14 protein-coding genes and 1 riboswitch are annotated in these 18359 nt (G+C 49.2%); of the genes, 7 read left to right on the top strand and 7 right to left on the bottom strand.

The features are described 5' to 3' along the window. The first annotated feature begins 10 nt into the window (after window positions 1–10). From miaA to mutY, 4 genes are all read left to right on the top strand, one after another. Window positions 11–979 carry a tRNA (adenosine(37)-N6)-dimethylallyltransferase MiaA gene (gene miaA / locus Q2J34_RS06965; protein WP_300969682.1) on the top strand — a complete coding sequence of 323 codons (969 nt, stop codon included), beginning with the start codon at window positions 11–13 and terminating at the stop codon, window positions 977–979. Next, entirely contained in the window at window positions 980–1783 is an 804-nt protein-coding gene (locus Q2J34_RS06960) for a JAB domain-containing protein (protein WP_300969680.1), read from the top strand. It begins immediately after the preceding gene. Between the two features lie 65 nt (window positions 1784–1848). Further along, complete coding sequence (pfkA, locus tag Q2J34_RS06955; RefSeq protein ID WP_298888672.1) at window positions 1849–2832, top strand: 6-phosphofructokinase; 984 nt, start codon at window positions 1849–1851, stop codon at window positions 2830–2832. A 17-nt stretch (window positions 2833–2849) separates the two neighbouring features. Beyond that, a complete protein-coding gene (gene mutY, locus Q2J34_RS06950) occupies window positions 2850–3941 on the top strand; it encodes an A/G-specific adenine glycosylase (RefSeq protein WP_300969678.1) in 1092 nt (363 codons plus the stop codon). Window positions 3942–4037: 96 nt separating this feature from the next. Here mutY and rd read toward each other — a convergent pair whose 3' ends face one another. Continuing rightward, entirely contained in the window at window positions 4038–4202 is a 165-nt protein-coding gene (gene rd / locus Q2J34_RS06945) for a rubredoxin (protein ID WP_004330944.1), read from the bottom strand. Between the two features lie 39 nt (window positions 4203–4241). Further along, window positions 4242–4493 carry a GlsB/YeaQ/YmgE family stress response membrane protein gene (locus Q2J34_RS06940; protein WP_298888677.1) on the bottom strand — a complete coding sequence of 84 codons (252 nt, stop codon included), beginning with the start codon at window positions 4491–4493 and terminating at the stop codon, window positions 4242–4244. Window positions 4494–4715: 222 nt separating this feature from the next. Between Q2J34_RS06940 and bioD the strand changes: the two genes are divergently transcribed. Both bioD and Q2J34_RS06930 read left to right on the top strand, forming a co-directional pair. Continuing rightward, on the top strand, window positions 4716–5393 hold the full coding sequence (gene bioD / locus Q2J34_RS06935; RefSeq protein WP_300969675.1) for a dethiobiotin synthase: 678 nt from the start codon (window positions 4716–4718) through the stop codon (window positions 5391–5393). 41 nt (window positions 5394–5434) lie between these two features. Next, complete coding sequence (locus Q2J34_RS06930) at window positions 5435–7693, top strand: RelA/SpoT family protein (RefSeq protein ID WP_300969672.1); 2259 nt, start codon at window positions 5435–5437, stop codon at window positions 7691–7693. Between the two features lie 266 nt (window positions 7694–7959). Here Q2J34_RS06930 and ribB read toward each other — a convergent pair whose 3' ends face one another. The 5 genes from ribB to Q2J34_RS06905 all read right to left on the bottom strand — a co-directional run bounded on the left by ribB (window position 7960) and on the right by Q2J34_RS06905 (window position 17063). After that, window positions 7960–8595 (bottom strand): 3,4-dihydroxy-2-butanone-4-phosphate synthase, encoded by a 636-nt coding sequence (gene ribB, locus Q2J34_RS06925; RefSeq protein ID WP_300969670.1) that lies wholly within the window; start codon window positions 8593–8595, stop codon window positions 7960–7962. Window positions 8596–8699: 104 nt separating this feature from the next. Beyond that, a riboswitch (FMN riboswitch) is annotated at window positions 8700–8820 on the bottom strand. A gap of 625 nt (window positions 8821–9445) precedes the next feature. Beyond that, on the bottom strand, window positions 9446–10117 hold the full coding sequence (locus tag Q2J34_RS06920) for a protein kinase family protein (protein WP_300969668.1): 672 nt from the start codon (window positions 10115–10117) through the stop codon (window positions 9446–9448). 160 nt (window positions 10118–10277) lie between these two features. Further along, the gene (locus Q2J34_RS06915; RefSeq protein ID WP_300969666.1) at window positions 10278–13535 is read right to left on the bottom strand and encodes an Eco57I restriction-modification methylase domain-containing protein; all 3258 of its coding nucleotides are present in this window, start codon (window positions 13533–13535) and stop codon (window positions 10278–10280) included. 7 nt (window positions 13536–13542) lie between these two features. Then, window positions 13543–16764, bottom strand: coding sequence for a helicase-related protein (locus Q2J34_RS06910; RefSeq protein ID WP_300969664.1), 3222 nt, complete (start codon window positions 16762–16764; stop codon window positions 13543–13545). An 80-nt stretch (window positions 16765–16844) separates the two neighbouring features. Beyond that, window positions 16845–17063 (bottom strand): helix-turn-helix domain-containing protein, encoded by a 219-nt coding sequence (locus Q2J34_RS06905; protein ID WP_300969662.1) that lies wholly within the window; start codon window positions 17061–17063, stop codon window positions 16845–16847. Window positions 17064–17190: 127 nt separating this feature from the next. Between Q2J34_RS06905 and nspC the strand changes: the two genes are divergently transcribed. Beyond that, on the top strand, window positions 17191–18357 hold the full coding sequence (gene nspC / locus Q2J34_RS06900) for a carboxynorspermidine decarboxylase (protein ID WP_300969661.1): 1167 nt from the start codon (window positions 17191–17193) through the stop codon (window positions 18355–18357). Window positions 18358–18359 lie beyond the last annotated feature (2 nt).

Genomic DNA, 18359 nt, shown 5'->3' with positions numbered 1-18359 from the left:
TTCCTCCCCGATGAGCTGCTACTCTAGCAAACTAAAGGAGGTCTTCCCTACACTGATCGTACTCACAGGAGCTACAGGTGTAGGGAAGACCTCCTTTGCTATAGCAGTGGCGCGTCATCTAGGCTCCCCCTCCCAGCCCCTACCTATCCTCTCGGCAGACTCTCGACAGATATATCGTGGCATGCCGATCGGCACCGCCACCCCAACGGAAGAGGAGCAACGACTAGCTCCTCATTACTTCGTAGCGACCCATGAGATCACCGAATCGTATAGCGCGGGACGCTATGAGCTGGAGGTGATGGAGTGCCTAGAGCAACTCTTTCGGGAGCAGCCCGTCATCATCCTTTGCGGTGGGTCTATGCTCTACATCGACGCCATCTGTAGTGGCATCGACGACATTCCCCCTGTTGATCTAGAGGTGCGAGCGCAGCTCCACGAGCGTTATCAGAGAGAAGGGCTAGCAGGCATCCTCGCTGAGTTACAGCTCGTCGACCCGCTTTACTATAATAAGGTAGACCACTGCAATCATCGTCGTGTGATGCATGCGCTAGAGGTGTATCTCAGCAGCGGGGCACCACTCTCCTCTTACCACTCGGGCGAAGATGCCGACCGCCCCTTCCGTCTGCTTACCTATGCCTTGACACGTCCCCGTGAGGAGCTCTACCAGCGGATCAACCAGCGCGTGGAGATGATGATCGATGAGGGCTTGGTCGAGGAGGCCAAGGCACTCTACCCTCACCGCCAACTCAATGCACTCAATACGGTAGGATACAAAGAGCTCTTTGCGCACTTCGATGGGCAGTACGATCGGACAGAGGCAATACGTCTCATACAGCGCAACAGTCGTCACTTCGCCCGCAAGCAGCTCACCTGGCAGCGACGCCATCCCGAGTTCGCTCCGCTCGACCTCTCCACACCTTGGGAGCCCCTCCTAGAGCGCATCCAGCAAGATTTACTCACCCCAGCCACAGACCAATAGATGAAAGCAGATACTCCCCTTCAGCCAGCTAAGCCATTGTCCCAAAGCTCTACCAAAAACACCATCAAGCAGTGGAGCGAAGAGGATCGTCCTCGCGAGAAGCTCCTCAGACTTGGTGCTCGCAACCTCTCAGATGCTGAGTTGCTGGCTATCTTCATCAACTCTGGCACGGAGCAGGATACAGCTCTAGACCTAGCTAAGAAGCTCATGACTGGTCTAGATAACGATTTGGGGCGGCTCCTAGAGATAGACCATGCCTACCTCACTGGAAGCATACCGGGAGAAAAGAAGAAACGATTTGCCGGACTAGGCGATGCTCGCGCCTGCACCATACTGGCGGCCATCGAGCTGGGACGCAGACTACGAGACACACCACCGCCTCAGCGCACGCCGATCACATGTAGCCTAGACGCTTACCGCGTTTTACGACGCCATCTCGAGGACTTAGATCATGAGGAGCTAAGGTGTCTTTACCTAGATGCTTCGGGACGAGTCATCAAAAATGTCTTAGTTTCCTCAGGAGGCGTCAGCCACGCTGTAGCCGATCTGCGACTCATCTTGGCTCCCGCTATCACGCTCTACGCCTCGGCGATCATCCTTGCGCACAATCACCCCACGGGTCACCTACAGCCCAGTGCCGAGGACATAGATCTCACCAAGCGAGTCAAGCAGGTAGCCGCTGTCTGCAACATACGTCTCAACGACCACCTCATCCTCGGTCGCTATCACGCTTCAGTCACCTCCGACGGTGAGCGGTCGCACTATCTGAGCTTTGCGGACAATGGTCTGCTCGCAACGCTCTAACTCCACACTTGAGGTAAAAGTGCTACCTTTGTAGCATAGATCACTATCTAAACTAACACTTGAGCATGAATCGCATCAAACGCATTGGCGTACTCACATCGGGCGGTGATGCCCCTGGCATGAACGCAGCTATACGGGCCGTCGCTAGAGCCTCACTATACCACGGCATATCCGTATGTGGCATCATAAAGGGCTACACAGGACTTATCGAAAACAATGTCATCGAGCTTACTGTCGAGAATGTAAGCAATATCATACAGCGTGGAGGCACTATCCTCAAGACAGCGCGAAGCCATGAGTTCGAGACTCCCGAAGGTCGTGCTCGTGCTTACCAAGTTATCCAGGAGAATGAGATAGATGGTCTCGTCGTCATCGGTGGCGACGGCTCTCTCACGGGTGCACGACTCCTTGCCAATGAACATAACCTGCCCATCGTAGGCATCCCCGCCACCATCGACAACGACCTCGCTGGCACTGACCTTACGATAGGTTATACGACAGCGCTCAATACCATTATGGATGCTGTCGACAAACTAAGAGACACCGCTTCAAGCCATGAGCGCATCTTCTTCGTCGAGGTCATGGGACGTGAGTCTGGCTTCCTAGCACTCAATGGAGCTATCGCTACGGGGTCAGAAGGAGCTCTCATCCCCGAAGACCCAACCAGTACCGAGGCACTCAAGAAGATGATCGAGAGTGGATTCCGCAAGACCAAGAGCAGCAGCATCATCCTCGTCACTGAGAGCGGTGAGCGCGAGGGGCAGACACTCTTCATCGCAGATGACTTCAAGCGTCGCTACCCCAAGTTTGACATCCGTGTCACCATCTTAGGGCACCTACAGAGAGGCGGTATACCGTGCGCTACCGACCGCATCATGGGTAGTCGTATGGGAGCAGCAGCCGTGCAGGCACTCCTCGATGAGCAGCGCAATGTGATGATCGGCTATGACAACGATGAGATCGTCTACGTTCCATTTGTCAAGGCGACCAAAAAGCAAAAGCGTATCGACCCCGAACTCATCGAGCTGCTACACATGCTCTCTATCTAAAGAAGCCCCCCACCCTTTTGAGTACACTACTCAACAAGCTACACAGCTGGTACCAAGAGAATCATCGTAAGCTACCCTGGCGAGACATAGACGACCCCTATCGTATATGGCTCAGTGAGGTGATCCTGCAGCAGACACGGATCGATCAGGGGACGAGCTACTACTTACGATTTGTCGACCACTACCCCACCGTCTCAGACCTCGCAGCAGCATCGCTTGACGAGGTGCTCAAGCTCTGGGAGGGGCTGGGCTACTACAGCCGTGCTCGCAACTTACATCGTGCAGCTCAGATCATCGTTCAGGAGCTAGGAGGCACCTTCCCGACAGACTATAAGTCAGTGCGCGCTCTCCCTGGCATTGGCGACTACACCGCTGGAGCCGTCCTCTCCTTTGCCTATGATCAACCATACCCCGCCGTCGATGGCAACGTACTACGTGTCCTGAGTAGGCTCTACGCCTCTGAGGAGCCAATAGACACTACTCAAGGGAAAAAGTACTACACCGCTCTAGCCAGACAATTGGTCGAGAAAGCTCCTCACCCAGGGCTACACAACCAAGCGATGATCGAGCTGGGCGCACTCATCTGCACTCCCCAGCTGTGCGACTGCAGTCGCTGTCCCGTCCGTAGCGACTGCCCCTCAGCAGATAGCCCCGAGCGAGCGGGCTTGCCACGCAAAGCACTCAAGCTCTCCGTCCAGCCCCGACACTTAGGCTACCTCTTTGTACTCAAAGGAGGCCTAGACCACTGGCAGACGATCCTCTACCAGCGCTCCACGGGCGATATATGGGCTAAGCTCTACCAACCCACACTACTATACGACCAGCCCGTAGCTCCGCAAGAGGAGCTACTCCTACAGCCTCTCCCTGAGCCACCTGCAGCACTAGCGCATTGCCAGCTGCACCCCTTCGGACGCTATAAGCATCGGCTCACGCACCGACAGCTATACATCGACTGCTACTACACCATACTCCCCGATGGTAGCACCCAACCGCTGCCCGATGGCGGTGTGTGGGTACCGCTACACGATGAGAGCGAGTGGCTGGCACTCCCCATCACGCTCAAGAAGGCACTCCAGCAGCTCACCTCCCATATCGAGACTGCTGAGTAGACTACTCAAAAAAGAGGTGCCCTACAACCAAGTAATTGGTCATAGGGCACCTCTTTGTTAGTTGTTGTGTCATCTAGTGATGACGTGGCTCAAGGCTTAATCCTCCATTGGAGAGAACTGATCCTTAGATACGCCACACAGTGGGCACTCCCAGTCATCAGGCAGATCCTCAAAAGGTGTGCCTGGAGCTATACCGCTATCGGGATCGCCCTCTGCAGGGTCATATACATGGCCACATACATCGCAAACGTACTTCTTCATAATTCTTTCTTTGTAATAGAGTGTTAGTATGGTATGGGGCTACTTTTTCTTCTTATTGAATAGCCCTACGACAAATAGGATAACACAAGCTCCCACGACAGCACAGACTAGCTGTGCCCATGATGAGTCTCCTGCTTCAGCTCCGAAGAAGCCGTAGACCCAGCCTCCGACGACACCACCGAGCATACCGATGATGATGTTCCATAAGAACCCGAGAGACTGTCCACGCATGATCCAACCTGCAATCGCTCCTGCAGCTAGACCGATTAGTAAACTCCAAAGTAGTCCCATAGTATTCAGTGTTTAATAGTTAGTAAAACATTGGCTTGATAGCCCTGCATCAGGAACTTCTACTAAACAAGTCCCCTCTGCGGTGACAAAGTTAATCTAATCTTGTGACATAGGCAAACCGCCCCACCGACCTAGATTTGGCACGGCACATTCGCCGATTGATAGCTATTCTGTACCTTTGTAGGTGGAGGAGATTGCCCTCCTCCATTAGTGGATAATGCTATGAAGAGTAACACACGACAATTACTATCCCCGCCTGATAGGCTCTACGTATGTGGTATCGACACAGACATAGGCAAGACCTATGGCACAGCCTTCCTCATACGTACGCTCAGAGAGGCTGGTTATACAGCTTGCACCTCGATGAAGTTGGTCCAGACGGGATGCCACGAGATCAGTGAGGATATAGAGACCCACCGTCGTCTACTCGGAGAGCCACTCTCGGAGTGGGATCGCCAAGGGCTCACCTGCCCCTACCTCTACAGCTACCCCTGCTCACCACACCTTGCAGCGCGTATGGATGGTGGCGAGATCGATCCGAAGCGACTCAACGAGGCGACCCGCCATCTGCAAGAGCTGGGCGCTAAGCCACTACTCGTAGAGTGTGCTGGCGGACTGATGGTCCCCCTCACCGAGCAGCTCCTCACGATAGACTACATAGCGCAGCAAGAGGATCCACAGGTAGCACTCGTCACCAATGGCAAGCTGGGCAGCATCAACCACACACTACTCAGTATCGATGCTTGCATGCACCGAGACATTGAGGTGCGATACCTTATATATAATGTATACCCCGAGCAGGATGCCACGATAGAGCATGAGACCATCAGCTATCTCCAGGGATGGCTCGAGGAGCATCTACCCTCTTGTCTCTTTATGAAGATGCCCATAGTTGGCTAAATGTATAGAGCTACTGTCTAACCCTTTTTGTTCCCCTTACTATGGAAGACATTTACCCTGTAGATTATAGCAACTCGACACTCTCTGATGAGGAGATGATACAGCGTGAGTACGATGCGCTGATCTATGACTATGAGCACTCAAATCACCGCAAGAAGGTGGAGGTGATACAGCGCGCCTTTACCTTCGCACGGATGGCTCACGAGGGGGTCAGACGCAAGAGCGGAGAGCCTTACATCATGCACCCGCTCGCCGTAGCTCGTATCGTGTGCCGTGAGATAGGTCTGGGCTCTACATCCATCGTCTCTACCCTACTCCACGATGTGATCGAAGATACGGAGTACACAGAGGAAGATATAGAGCAGCTCTTCGGACCCAAGGTAGCACAGATCGTCGTCGGTCTGACCAAGATAAGTAGCGAAATACTGACTGAGCGAAACATTGAGAGCCTCCAGGCTGAGAACTTTCGCAAGCTGATCCTAACGATGAATGCGGACATTCGCGTGATCCTTATTAAGATTGCAGACCGTCTGCACAATATGCGTACGCTGAGCTCGATGCCTGAGCATAAGAAGCTCAAGATAACTGGCGAGACGCTCTACATCTATGCTCCGCTGGCTCACCGTCTAGGACTGTTTGCTATTAAGACGGAGCTCGAGGAGCTCGTCTTCAAGCATGAACACCCGAAGGCTTACGAGGATATCTGCAACCAGATTATCGATACGGAGCAGTCTCGCGCAGAGCTGTTTGAGCAGTTTAGCACGCCTGTTCACCCTCTACTCAAGGCTCGTGGACTAGACTATGAGATGAAGACGCGTGTCAAGTCTTGCTACTCGATCTGGAAGAAGATGCAGAAGAAGCAGATCCCCTTTCAGGAGATATACGACCTCTATGCGGTACGCATCATCTTTGAGGAGACGCCTGGACTCAATGTCAAGGAGACCTGCTGGGGCATCTACACCGACATCACGAGCCTCTACCGCGTCAACAATGAGCGGACTCGTGACTGGGTCGCACAGCCTAAGAGCAATGGTTACCGAGCACTACACTTTACAGTTATGGGCCCCACAGGTAAGTGGATCGAGGTGCAGGTGCGCAGCCGCAAGATGGACGAGATAGACGAGCGTGGACTAGCTGCTCACTGGAAGTACAAGTCGGACGGTGTGGAGGAGGATCAGGAAATTACCAAGTTCCTGGACCAAATCAGCGAGCTACTGGAGAACCCCGACTCGAGTGCCATGGACTTTCTCGATACGATCAAGCTCAACCTCTACGGAGATGATATCATGGTCTTTACGCCCAAGGGAGACCCGATCACGCTCCCTCACGAGAGTACGCCGCTGGACTTTGCCTATGCACTGCACTCGACACTCGGACAGACTTGTATCGGTGCCAAGGTCAATCATAAACTAGTGCCTCTCAGCCACACGCTACAGAGTGGAGATCAGGTGGAGATCATCTCTAGTAACAACCAAAAGCCCTCAGCTCTATGGCTCAAGTATGTCAAGACGGCCAAGGCCAAGAGCAAGATCAATGAGTTCCTCCGTATAGAGCGTCGCAAGCTCATCAGCCAAGGTGAGGAGAGTGTGATCAAATACTTCGAGCAGCACGATCTCTCTGTCGATGCGGGACACATGGATCTCGTGGCAGCGCTCTTTGGCTTTCACAAGCGTGAGGACCTTTTCTACGCTGTCGGCTCTGGCACGGTCAATCTAGTGGAGTCTCTCTACAAGCGTATCAAGTCGAGCAAGAGCAATCGCTTCTTCAAGTCGGTCAAGGAGGCTCTCATAGGCAAGCAAGACGCTATGCCCAAGCCTACAGAGTCTATCTCCCAGATCAGTGAGATAGACTACAAGAAGCCCTACCTCCTCCAGAGCGATGCGATCAAGAGCAACTACGTCATGGCTGACGACTGTAGTCCGTTACCAGGAGACGAGGTTGTTGCCTTCGTCATAGACGACCAAGTAGTGGTGCATCAGCGTACCTGCACCGAGGCTATGCGCCTCAAGAGTAGCACTGGCAATAAGCTCCTCTCGACCATCTGGGGTGATCAGGGGGATAGGCTCTTCACTGGCTCAATCATGATCGAGGGTATAGACTCTAAGGGGATCCTCAATGGGATCGTGCAGGTGATCACAGAAGACTTCCTGATCAACATCGCCTCCGTACAGCTCCAGACACAAGATGGCATCTTCGGAGGAAAGGTGGGACTAGAGGTGCACTCAGCTGAGCAGGTGGAGCAGCTCTGCGCAGCACTCAAGCAAGCGCCTGGCATTAGCAATGCTTACCGCATCTACTGATAGAGACTGTTGCAAAAGTCAACAGTCTCACAATCTTGCCTGCAAGATCGTTCTGACTTTGCAGAAAGGATGAAGCGCAAGGCGCTGAGGGTGAGGTCTGAAGGGAGCACACCTCCGTATGTGACCGAAGCCGAATCCCGAAAGCAACACTGCGATTCGCCTTTATGCAACAGTCTCTGATACGGAGCGAGACTACAGAGCAAAGAAGGAGACTATCACTCGTGGGCGATAGTCTCCTTCTTTATTGGTCTTGCTGACAAGTAGTTTTAGCTTTGCTGACGATAGGTGACGATATCCTCAATCGTGAGGACAGGCATATTGTGCGCTGCACCAAACTTCTGGATCTCTGGCATACGTGCCATCGTCCCATCCTCGTTGGTTAGCTCGCAGAGGACGGCCGTATCACCTAGCCCCGCAATGGAGACTATATCTATACTGCCCTCTGTGTGTCCTCGACGCTCTAGCACGCCACCCTCTTTGGCTTGTAGCGGGAAGACGTGTCCTGGGTGCACTAAGTCCTCAGGCTTGGCGTTAGCTCGTGCAGCCGTCGTGATGGTCACGTAGCGATCATGTGCTGAGACACCTGTCGTGACCCCTTCCTTGGCCTCTATCGAGATCGTGAAGGCGGTGTTGTTGACACAAGTGTTGTGCTGTACCATCTGAGGGAGGTTGAGCTCCTGGCACTTCTTCGGCTTGAGGCAAAGGCAAATGATGCCACTGCACTCACGGATCATCAGTGCGATGTTTTGTGGAGTAAGTCTCTCTGTGGAGAAGATGATGTCGCCCTCGTTCTCACGGTTTTCATCATCTACGAGTAGAATGCCGCGCCCATCTCTGAGGGCTTGGACGGCAGCTTGGATGCGAGCCTCTACGGCTGGGGAAATTGTTTTGGTCTGTCCCATTTCCTTGTTACTTTGAGATTATATAAAAAAGCACGAGGATCTGTGGTACACAAAAGTAGATGCGTCGACCTGTAGAGCCGAAGCCCCGATAGGGTCAGTGGCATCTTGATTCGAATACCATCCGGACTATCACCGTCGGTTATGGAGTTACACCATATCAGTCCCGCTATGGGAGTTGTGGACTATACCACCGGTAAGGAATTGCACCTCTCCTCTTGAATCAGTCGCAAAGGTACAAAAAAGCCACCTATCGTCATAGTCATCAGGAGCGAGGTCGCAGGGCTGACGCGTTATAATCACTCTTTTAGTAGCTACACATGAGCGACAAGCGAGGGATAGATGATCTCTCTATATATAATAATGTGTCCCCCCCTGCCCTCTAATCTCTCCGATCTCTAATCTCTAACTTCTAACCTCTAATCTCTATTTACATATCTTTACGGGGAAATTCGTCCGATCCCCTCCTTTCTCGAATATCCACGTGGGGAATCTCAAATCTCCACGTGGATGTTTTTTATTTTCCACGTGGGCGTGATTCATTTCTTCCGAAGTTTCATTTCATTCCTCCGAAGTTTCATTTCATTCCTCCGAGGAATTTTTCATTCTCCACGTGGAGATTTTGAAATATCCACGTGGAAATCACTTTTCACCGACACGGTGCCGTTTCGATATGTAGTCGGCTCTAAATTATTGTAACGAGGTGAAGTTGAGTTTTCACCGCCAGGGCTGCGCCTTATAATCACTCTGTCAGGAGCTACACGTCACGACAATTGAAGAATAGAGAAGTCGATGGGCTCATTCTATATAATGCGTCAGCCCTGAGCGAGGTCGGGGTGTTTCGTATATTCATTCATGATACTCTATTCTCGGCTAACTTTACTATAAGTCCCAAATGTAGAACTTGAGAAACCTTATCAAGAAACGCTTTCTTCATTGGGTTGTTGCTATGCGTAATAAGTAGCCAACCACCACCCAAGTCCTTTTGGCTTTTGCCATACTTTTCATCCCTTCTGTTAGAGATGACAGGAACCTTGCAGAATTTCAAGTTATAATCCTCCACCACTTTACGAACTTCGGCTACACCAATTTTCTTGACTACTTTCACGAGCGTTTCCACAGCGGTCTTTTCTGCTATTTCGGTGCCATCGGGGAAGATGACAGAAAGGTCGCGAGTCGGGCCACGCTCTATCTTATCATCTGTAGCTTTTTGCTCATGACTGGAGTGTGAAACCTCAGGGTCGAGTACAATTTCTTTGGCATCATCCAGCTCTGCTGTGAAGTTACGCTTACGACTAAGGTGAACACTGAGTGGCTGCCCGGGCACATAATCTACCACCAACACCAATTCACGCTGCACTGGTTGCAGTGCTGGTTCAATGGTCTTGGTCAATACGGGAAGAATCTCTTTCTTGATGATTTCTTCTTCAAGTTCGCTGGCCTTTTGTTCAAGGTCATCGTGTACAGGAAGCCCTTCTTTGCGAAGGGTCTCCATGGCTTTATATAGGTCGTCTAATCGGCTCATAATTTCTAAAGTTTGTCTTCTTCAATGCGGGAATTAGATAGTTTTCTCACCTCGTCAATCTCTCGGATTAATTCCTCCGAAGAGGGAAGATAGAGTTGATATTTCGAAGATAGGATGAATTGCGTCCGCAGTGTGGACGCAATTGGATAAAGTCGATAGATTAGGCCTCCTTAGTGTATTCTTCTTCTGTTATCGGAGTTTCGGGATCTACTATCTTCACTTCATCGTAGGTGAGACCGTAAAGATGATATACCAAGCGGTCGATTTCTTGCTCGTCGGCAGTAGTGTCGGCAGAGGGGTCGAGACGCTTGGAGTATAGGATGTTGTCTACGAGCGTTGTGATTCTACTCTCAATATTTTGCACTGCCTCGTAAGCAGGAATAGGGAAAGGCTTGATATAGTCAGGTTTATATCTGAAATATCCATTAGCCAATACCGTACCAGTGTTTACCAAAAAACGCCAACAGAGTGTTGAATTGAGCAAAGCCAACAAAAATTTGTAGCTATCTTTGACACCTTCTTTTCTGAGGTATCCATAAATGGTGGTTGTTTGATAGAATTGTCCATTTACATCATATGCAAAATTACCACCCATTGATATATCAGGTGCTACTAACTTCTCATTATCTGCTGCATCCATACCTTGTTTCCTTCCAAATTGGAACCATTCTCCTTTGATATCGAATCTACCGTGCTCTCTAGCTTTAAGAACATCTTCGCATTCTTTTAAGTAAGAGTATGCCTTAGGGAAGTCTTGAGATAAATAGTCTTCTTTCATTAAAACGACCTTAGAATCTGGCTTCCTTTCATACGGAAAAATCACCACTCTCTCCGTCTTAATATCATCATAGCGATGTACATCATCGCCTTTTAGCAAAGGACGTACTATGCCTTTCTCCACAGCTACCTCCTTGTCTAGTTCAGCAGACCATCCATAAACGATATCATTCTCTTCTCGACAATGATTAAGGAAATAGACGGGATCCTTGCTAGTTGCAAGACCTTGGAATATCTTTGAAAACACATCGCTCACTCGCCTTGGTTGTTCATTTAGCTTTTGAAGTACAGCCGTTATAGCACCTTGTGTAAGCACCCATGCATCGGATGTTAGACTTGATGCGTCTATTTGTCCGAAATCATTTAACCCTTGCAGATACGTGTTCAGTTCATCATTAGTCTTGAGGTCTGATTTCAGCTCGTTGTAATCCAAGTGCTCACTCTCGGGAATAAACCATTGTAATCCTGTATAGGTGGAAGCATTGAATACTTGATATTCAGAGAAGTTAATAATGCGCGACATAGCCTTGCGTGATGCAACCACTTTACGCAAGCCTTTGCCAAAGGCTGCATTGGTCCATTTTACAGGCATAATGAAATTGACCACTCCTTTTTGTTGAATCATATTAAGAGCCTGTTCTGCAAAACAAACATAAAGATCAAAGGAACCAGTTGCAGACGTAAAGGTTTGACCTAGAAGGTCAGCAAAAGCAGAATCACTCTTTCGGATACCCTGTATGCGTAGATACGGCGGATTCCCGATAACTATATCAAAGCCTCCCTCCTTAAACACATCATGAAAATAGGTATGCCACAAGAAGAAATCAGTATTAGGAAGCTCTACAGTATCCTTAATACCAGCCGCATCAATGCACTGCTTTACGGCAAAGTCTATATTTTCACGAAGTTGACGTTTTTCCTCGTTGTCAGTGGCTCGGAAATACCTCTTCATATACTTGCCAAGCTCTTCCGCTTTGGGTGCAACAAATAAAGAATTGTTATGAAGTAGATTGGAAAGGTCTAACCCCTTGTAGCTCTCAACCAACGAGTTACCCTGCATAATCTTATAGTCCAAGTTAGGCAGCGGTTCCGGCTTTACAGAGTCCACCACAAGTGCCAACCAGAAGCGCAGGCGAGCAATATCTACAGCACCTTGCTCAATATCCACACCGTAGATATTATTCTGAATAATCTCACGCTTGATTTGACCACTCGTTTCTTCGTCGGTTTCCTCAATATTCTCATGCAGCACACTGCGACAAGCAAATATTTCATTCATCAAGCCCATAGGGAAGGCGCCCGAACCGATGGCAGGGTCACACACCTTCACGTTGCGCAAATGCTTGTTCAGGCACTCGCAGGTCTGGACATCCTCTTGAAGTTTGTCCGTCAGCTGGTGGTTGTTGACCAACGTCTTAATGGAGTCGGCATGCTCCACGCCATTATTCGAGCAAAGATAAGAGATCAAGCTCTCCTTGCACATATAGCGCACAATCTCCTTGGGCGTATAGAATGCGCCCTTATCTTTGTTGTCCTCCAAAAGGTTCTCGAAAATCTTGCCCAACATTTCAGGGTCAACGCCGATTTCCGCATCATTGGGGTCGTTTTCGTCGATGGTGAAGTTGTACTGCAAGAAGAGGTTCAGCAGGTCGTGGAAGTACTTTTTGGGGAACTTTGACTGCGCCTTATCCTCCTCCTTTTGTTCAAAGAGTTCACCATTTAGATAGGGTACCTTGACAGTGCCGATACCATTGACGTTGGTGTCGAATACATCATTAGGGCGGAGCACATTGAGGCAATTAAAGAACAAGGGTTCGAGTACTTGATCCAAGAAGTCTTCCTTCTGCGCTTCGGTGGCATAGTCGTAAAGATGCTGCATGAAGTAAGGGTCACCGCCTGCCCAATCATTTCTATCGGTAGGCACACCCATCCAGCCCTTCTTTTGAAGGAACTGTAGGAACACAATGCGTCCCATCAAATTCTTTACGTAGTCGCGGATGTACTTTTGGCTGTCCTCATTGCTATTCCACTGAGCAAACTCAGGACCGAAATAACGTCTATCATCTGCATTCTGATAAATGAAGTCACAAAAACGCTCATAGTGCTCTTTGTACAAGCCAAAGAACTCCTCGGTGAGTGCTTCAACAGAGAATGCTTTTTTCAATACCTCAAAAGATGGTCCTTCTGAACGGATGAGTGCAAATCGCTCGATAGCAGTACGGTACAGGTTGTCCTTCTCACCGAAGACAAAGGTATAGCGCTTGACTGCTGTAGCTTCGCCTTTAATATCGCTGATTAAAGACAAGCGCCAGTGCTTGCCATCGGAGAAGACAGCAAGGGCGGCATCAAATTGCCCCCACTTGGAATTGATGAAAGTACGCACAAGATTGCGCAGGCCTACCTTTTTACGAGCCACATTGCTATGACCTATTTCGTAATAGAACAGACCAATCCGATAGCTATCACTGGTATTGATGGCACCAATGTAGCAACCCTTATCACAGTCGGCAGGGTCGGAAATAGGCTCTGCCGTAGTACGCAGTTCGTCAGCCTTGAAGAAATCCCTCAGCATAGCAAACCACTTGTTATAGTCGAACTTTGCCTGAAATAAAGCTCTGAAATCTTCTTTTGAATAGTTCATATTTCAATCAGATAAAAGATTCAGAAATAATAATTTGAGGGTCACCGATGGCCACTTGGTTGCCTTCTTTGTACTTGTCTTGCGTGTTATACTCAGACACCAAAGTATCGAGTTTTGATTGCAAAACAAATTCGTCTTGCTTCATTTTCGCCCTATCGTTTTTATACTCACGTGCCAATTCACGGATGTATCTCGGTAACTTCTGATAGACACCGGCTGTTACAAAAGCCATGAGTGTATCGCAATGCTTCTTGAGAGTAGCATCCTGAGAAATCTGCTTCACAGTGCGCAGGAAGTTATTGGCTTCCAACGAGACCTTGTCAAGGTCGGTGCGAACAACTGTATTGGTGTCTGCCACCTCCACAAAATCGCGCACATACTTCTCCAAAGCCTTATTGACATTCTTATAATGTGCTTCTTCGTTCGTGAAGGGCAATGCCTTCTCTTCGGGTTTGGCCCTGAGATAATCCACGGCATCCAAGAAGTCGATGATATGCACGTCGTTTTCTTCTGCAAGATAGAACTCAGTCTTGACGTTGGATGACACAAAGACAATGGTCTGGCCTGCACGTTTCTTGTTGTCTCGAAGTACACGGCTCTTCATGGGAAGTGCCTTAATCTTGTGGTAGAGTTTTCGGTCGCTATTATACAGTTCACGCACCTCACGCAGCAGGGCAATCTTCTTATCTACTGAGTCTTTTACCTTGCTGTCAAAGATTTCAAACTGCCTAACGATTTCTTCCTTAGAATAAATCTGAGCATCTTCGCCAAAGGCAGAATGGAAACCTTGCAGCTTCACCAAAGCATTGGCATATAGCTGAATCTCATGGTCACCCTGTTTTGACGGGTAGAACATGTAGTTGTAGATGTTCTCTGCTTTCGATCCGATACGGTTCACACGGCCAATACGCTGCATCAGTCTGGTGGCATTCCAAGGTGAATCGTAGTTGATGATAACATTGGAACGGTGCAAGTTGACTCCTTCGGCCAATACATCCGACGTGATGATGATATTGTATTCACGACTATCTGTGCTGTCGTTGGCATCAAAGTTATGTTTGATGCGCTCCTTCATGTCGTTACGGTTCTTAGCCGTTACCATCAGTACGTCATTGCGCCCCAGCTCTTCGGTCAATCGACCGTAAAGATAGGTCAGGGTATCTACACTTTCAGAGAAGATGACCAGTTTCTCTTCAGGGTTTTTATCTTTATCCAAAAAGTCTGGCATCAGATGTGCTTTAAACTCGTCGAACTTAGGGTCTTCGTTTTCTTTTGCCCAGTCTTCATTCAACACCTTCAGGAGTTTGACATCATTCTCAAGCATTTCTCGGAATGAGGGGTCGAAATCATCTGCTTTGAAGAGGAACTCACTTTCATTATATCCCTTACTAATAGCAAATTCAATAATTTCGTCCAGTTCCACATCCTTCATCATCAAGTCTTTGACGTTGAGTTTAGGGGCAATGACGACCTTGTCTTCCTCGAACATCTTGATCATATCCTGCGTGATGCGCAGCAGTGTGGCCAATGATTTCTTGAAGGCATAGAAAGAGCTTTCCAGTCGTTTCACCATGTGAACACGATAGATGGCTGCCAATGTCTGGGCTACATGAACCGCATTACCAAATTGGCCTCGAAGTTCGGGCTTCAAGAACTCAATGGCACGATAACGAGCGTATTCAAGGTGCTCAGGGTTTTCTTCGTCCGAAAGCGTAGCCAGTGTTTCAAAGAAACGTTTGCTGGTGTCTTCATCCATCTTGTATTCCAAAGGTACGGGAGGAAAAATGTTAGGGAATACAATGCCCTGTTCCTGAATATCGTTGCAATAATCAGGGTCGTTCAGGATGTTGTTACGTGTACGACGTACAGTTACCTTATCAATCACCTTCTTACGAATATTGTCATAGAGTTTATCCACATCATCCGTCACATTGCGTGTCTCACGCTCCTTCATCAGCTTCTTGTAGTCCGTGATAATGGGAGTGAAGAATGCCTTCAAGTTGGGCACACCATCAATCGTGCAAGTTTGGCTATTCTGAAACAGCAGGAGCTGATTGAGCAAGTCCTCAGGACGATTGTTCAAAGGGGTAGCAGAAAGCAGCATCACTCGTTTCTGAGTGCTGCGCAGCAAGCCTGGGTTACAGCAAGGCGACTTGCAGATTTTCTGTAGTTCGTCATATTTGTTGGCGCTATCGCTACGGAAGCCGTGCGCTTCGTCCACGATAATAAGGTCAAATTCTTCCTTATCCTTATACTGGTCTTTCCCCTCAAGGATTTTATTTAAGCTACCATTGGTGATGAATTGGGCGTGCTTCTTGATACCAAACAACTTAAACGTGCTCTTCCAGTTATCTTCCAGAGCAGGAGGATATACAACCAAAATGCTGGTATTACGACCATTGGCTTCTATGTAGCGCTTAGCTATCATAGTAGCAATCATTGTCTTACCAAGACCAACGACGTCGGCAAGGAAGCATCCGTTGTGGTCGAGAAGCATCTGATACCCCTGTATTACAGCGTCCTTTTGGTACTTCAAATCTTTGACACCATCAGGGAGTTGAATCGTGAAATCATCTTCGACCTGATCGCCAAAGGCATCGATGAGTACTTTGATGAACAGTTCGTAGGGAGTTGGCTGATAGCCCAAATAGGTTTTCTTTTTGAAGGCATCAATATCATCAAGCGTCAATGGCACACCTTCTTCCCATAATCTTTTGAACTCCTCATGGCAAAAGTCAACATCTTCAAAGTCCTTCATGGATACGTTCAGCTCATATCTTGGCGGTTGTGTCAAGCCCAGACCTGAATCAGAGATATTTGACGAACCCATGATAACCCAACCATCCGTATTCTCATTATGGTTATTGGGTAGGCATAGATAGAACTTGGCATGTAAATTCTTTGAAGCATGAATGCGCATTTGCAGGCGACCATCAGCTATGTCTTGAATCATGGTCATGATACCTTCTTCCACTTCGGGGGTGTAACGAGCATTCTTAATATCCTCCACAAAGTCTTGCTCATAGATACTCTTGGCTTTCTCCTCGTCGGAGAGGAAGAGCAGAGCCTTGTTGTGCCTGCGGAATATATCATCGATGTTGATACCCACTAATATCTTGATTTCTTCCACATCCTTACCATCGCCACCTTCTAATTCCTTGCGGAGCTTGAAGTAGCCAGACGAGCGGAAGAAGCCTACTACAGCCAGGAATCGGTCGAAGTTAGGCATATTCTGTGCAATGCCCCTCAATTTTGCAAAGAGGGAGTTGCCATCTGTATTATTGAAAAAATGAGTTCTAGCCATACACATTAATTGTTCGTCTCTCGTTCTTCTTTGTCAGTAATCAGGTCTTTCAAATCGACATTCAGTATCTTACCTATTTCAGCGAGTGTATTCAAACTCGGCTGTAGCCTTTGACTACAATAGGCATTTACAGTACTAAAATGACAGCCCAACTGATTGGCTAACCAAGTTTGAGTTGTGCCCCGACTATCAAGCACTTCTTTTATACGATTCAGCTTTTCCATATAAAAATCTATATTGATGGCATGCAAATGTAGCGAACTTTATGCTATATCACAAACTTAATACGTTAAATCTGCGATTTTTGGTGCTACACTTCCTATTTAGTACCTTTGCAGGAGATTAAGTACTATGCTCCGTATGCAACCCCACAAGATGACCACACCCTACTACCTCCTAGAGGAGTCTCTCCTGAGACGTAACCTCGAGCTGATACGATCCGTAGCAGAGCGGTCGGGCGTGGAGATTATCTTAGCCTTCAAGGCGTACGCCCTCTGGCGTACCTTCCCTATATTTAAGGAGTACATTCACGCTAGCACGGCTAGCTCGCCGTGGGAGGCTCGCCTAGGCTACGAGGAGATGGGAGCACCCGTGCATGCCTACACTCCAGCTTACAGCGAGGACAACATAGCGGACTTCGTACGCTACAGTAGCCATATCACGCTCAATTCGCCCACCCAGTGGCAGCGCTTCGGGCCCGCATCGCCTTACGCAGCCGAGCATATCTCTTACGGTCTGCGGCTAAACTTAGCCTACTCGCCTGTCAAGACGGAGATCTACAACCCCGCCATGCCAGGGACACGCTTCGGCGTGAGTGCCGAGACGCTTCGACAGATGGAGCAAGAGGGTGCTTTGACAGGACTAGAGGGGGTGCATCTACATGTCCTTTGCGAAGGTGATGACAAGCAGCTGGAGTTAGTTCTGGAGCGTCTCGAGGAGCGCTTTGGCTTTATCCTAGACAAGGTGCAGTGGCTCAACCTCGGGGGCGGACACTTGATGACGCATCGGGAGTACGATACGGAGCATCTGGTGGCGCTGCTACGAGCTTTCCGAGAGCGGCACCCGAACCTGAGAATTATTATGGAGCCTGGCAGTGCTTTCGCTTGGCAGACGGGCGACCTCTACGCTCAGGTGGTGGACATTGTCACCAACGATGGCATCAAGACGGCTATTATGAACGTCTCCTTCGCCTGCCACATGCCTGACTGTCTTGAGATGCCTTATCACCCAGTCGTGGAGGGGGCGACACAGTGCGACACACCCGAGCCTGGCACGCACAGCTACCGCCTAGGAGGCAATAGCTGTCTGAGCGGCGACTATATGGGCTACTGGACCTTCGACCATCCGCTGGAGATTGGCGAGACGCTCGTCCTCAAGGATATGCTACACTACACGACGGTCAAGACGAACATGTTCAACGGGGTACAGCATCCCGCCATTGCGCTGCGTCATCTCGACGGCTCCGTGGAGACGCTCCGTAGCTTTGACTATTCGGACTACAAGTCTCGCATGGACTAATC

Origin of the sequence: Porphyromonas vaginalis, from assembly GCF_958301595.1 — a bacterium.
GTDB lineage: Bacteria > Bacteroidota > Bacteroidia > Bacteroidales > Porphyromonadaceae > Porphyromonas > Porphyromonas vaginalis.
The sequence above is the reverse complement of the archived record's forward strand: the minus strand, read 5'-3'. Positions and strand labels throughout refer to the sequence as shown.

Bases quoted from the DNA above. Each gene is read 5' to 3' on its own strand.
- ribB (WP_300969670.1), bottom strand. From the start codon at position 8,595: ATGGGACAGACCAAAACAATTTCCCCAGCCGTAGAGGCTCGCATCCAA.
- pfkA (WP_298888672.1), top strand. From the start codon at position 1,849: ATGAATCGCATCAAACGCATTGGCGTACTCACATCGGGCGGTGATGCC.
- Q2J34_RS06960 (WP_300969680.1), top strand. From the start codon at position 980: ATGAAAGCAGATACTCCCCTTCAGCCAGCTAAGCCATTGTCCCAAAGC.
- rd (WP_004330944.1), bottom strand. From the start codon at position 4,202: ATGAAGAAGTACGTTTGCGATGTATGTGGCCATGTATATGACCCTGCA.
- Q2J34_RS06940 (WP_298888677.1), bottom strand. From the start codon at position 4,493: ATGGGACTACTTTGGAGTTTACTAATCGGTCTAGCTGCAGGAGCGATT.
- bioD (WP_300969675.1), top strand. From the start codon at position 4,716: ATGAAGAGTAACACACGACAATTACTATCCCCGCCTGATAGGCTCTAC.
- Q2J34_RS06920 (WP_300969668.1), bottom strand. From the start codon at position 10,117: ATGAGCCGATTAGACGACCTATATAAAGCCATGGAGACCCTTCGCAAA.
- Q2J34_RS06915 (WP_300969666.1), bottom strand. From the start codon at position 13,535: ATGAACTATTCAAAAGAAGATTTCAGAGCTTTATTTCAGGCAAAGTTC.
- miaA (WP_300969682.1), top strand. From the start codon at position 11: ATGAGCTGCTACTCTAGCAAACTAAAGGAGGTCTTCCCTACACTGATC.
- Q2J34_RS06905 (WP_300969662.1), bottom strand. From the start codon at position 17,063: ATGGAAAAGCTGAATCGTATAAAAGAAGTGCTTGATAGTCGGGGCACA.
- nspC (WP_300969661.1), top strand. From the start codon at position 17,191: ATGCTCCGTATGCAACCCCACAAGATGACCACACCCTACTACCTCCTA.
- Q2J34_RS06930 (WP_300969672.1), top strand. From the start codon at position 5,435: ATGGAAGACATTTACCCTGTAGATTATAGCAACTCGACACTCTCTGAT.
- Q2J34_RS06910 (WP_300969664.1), bottom strand. From the start codon at position 16,764: ATGCCTAACTTCGACCGATTCCTGGCTGTAGTAGGCTTCTTCCGCTCG.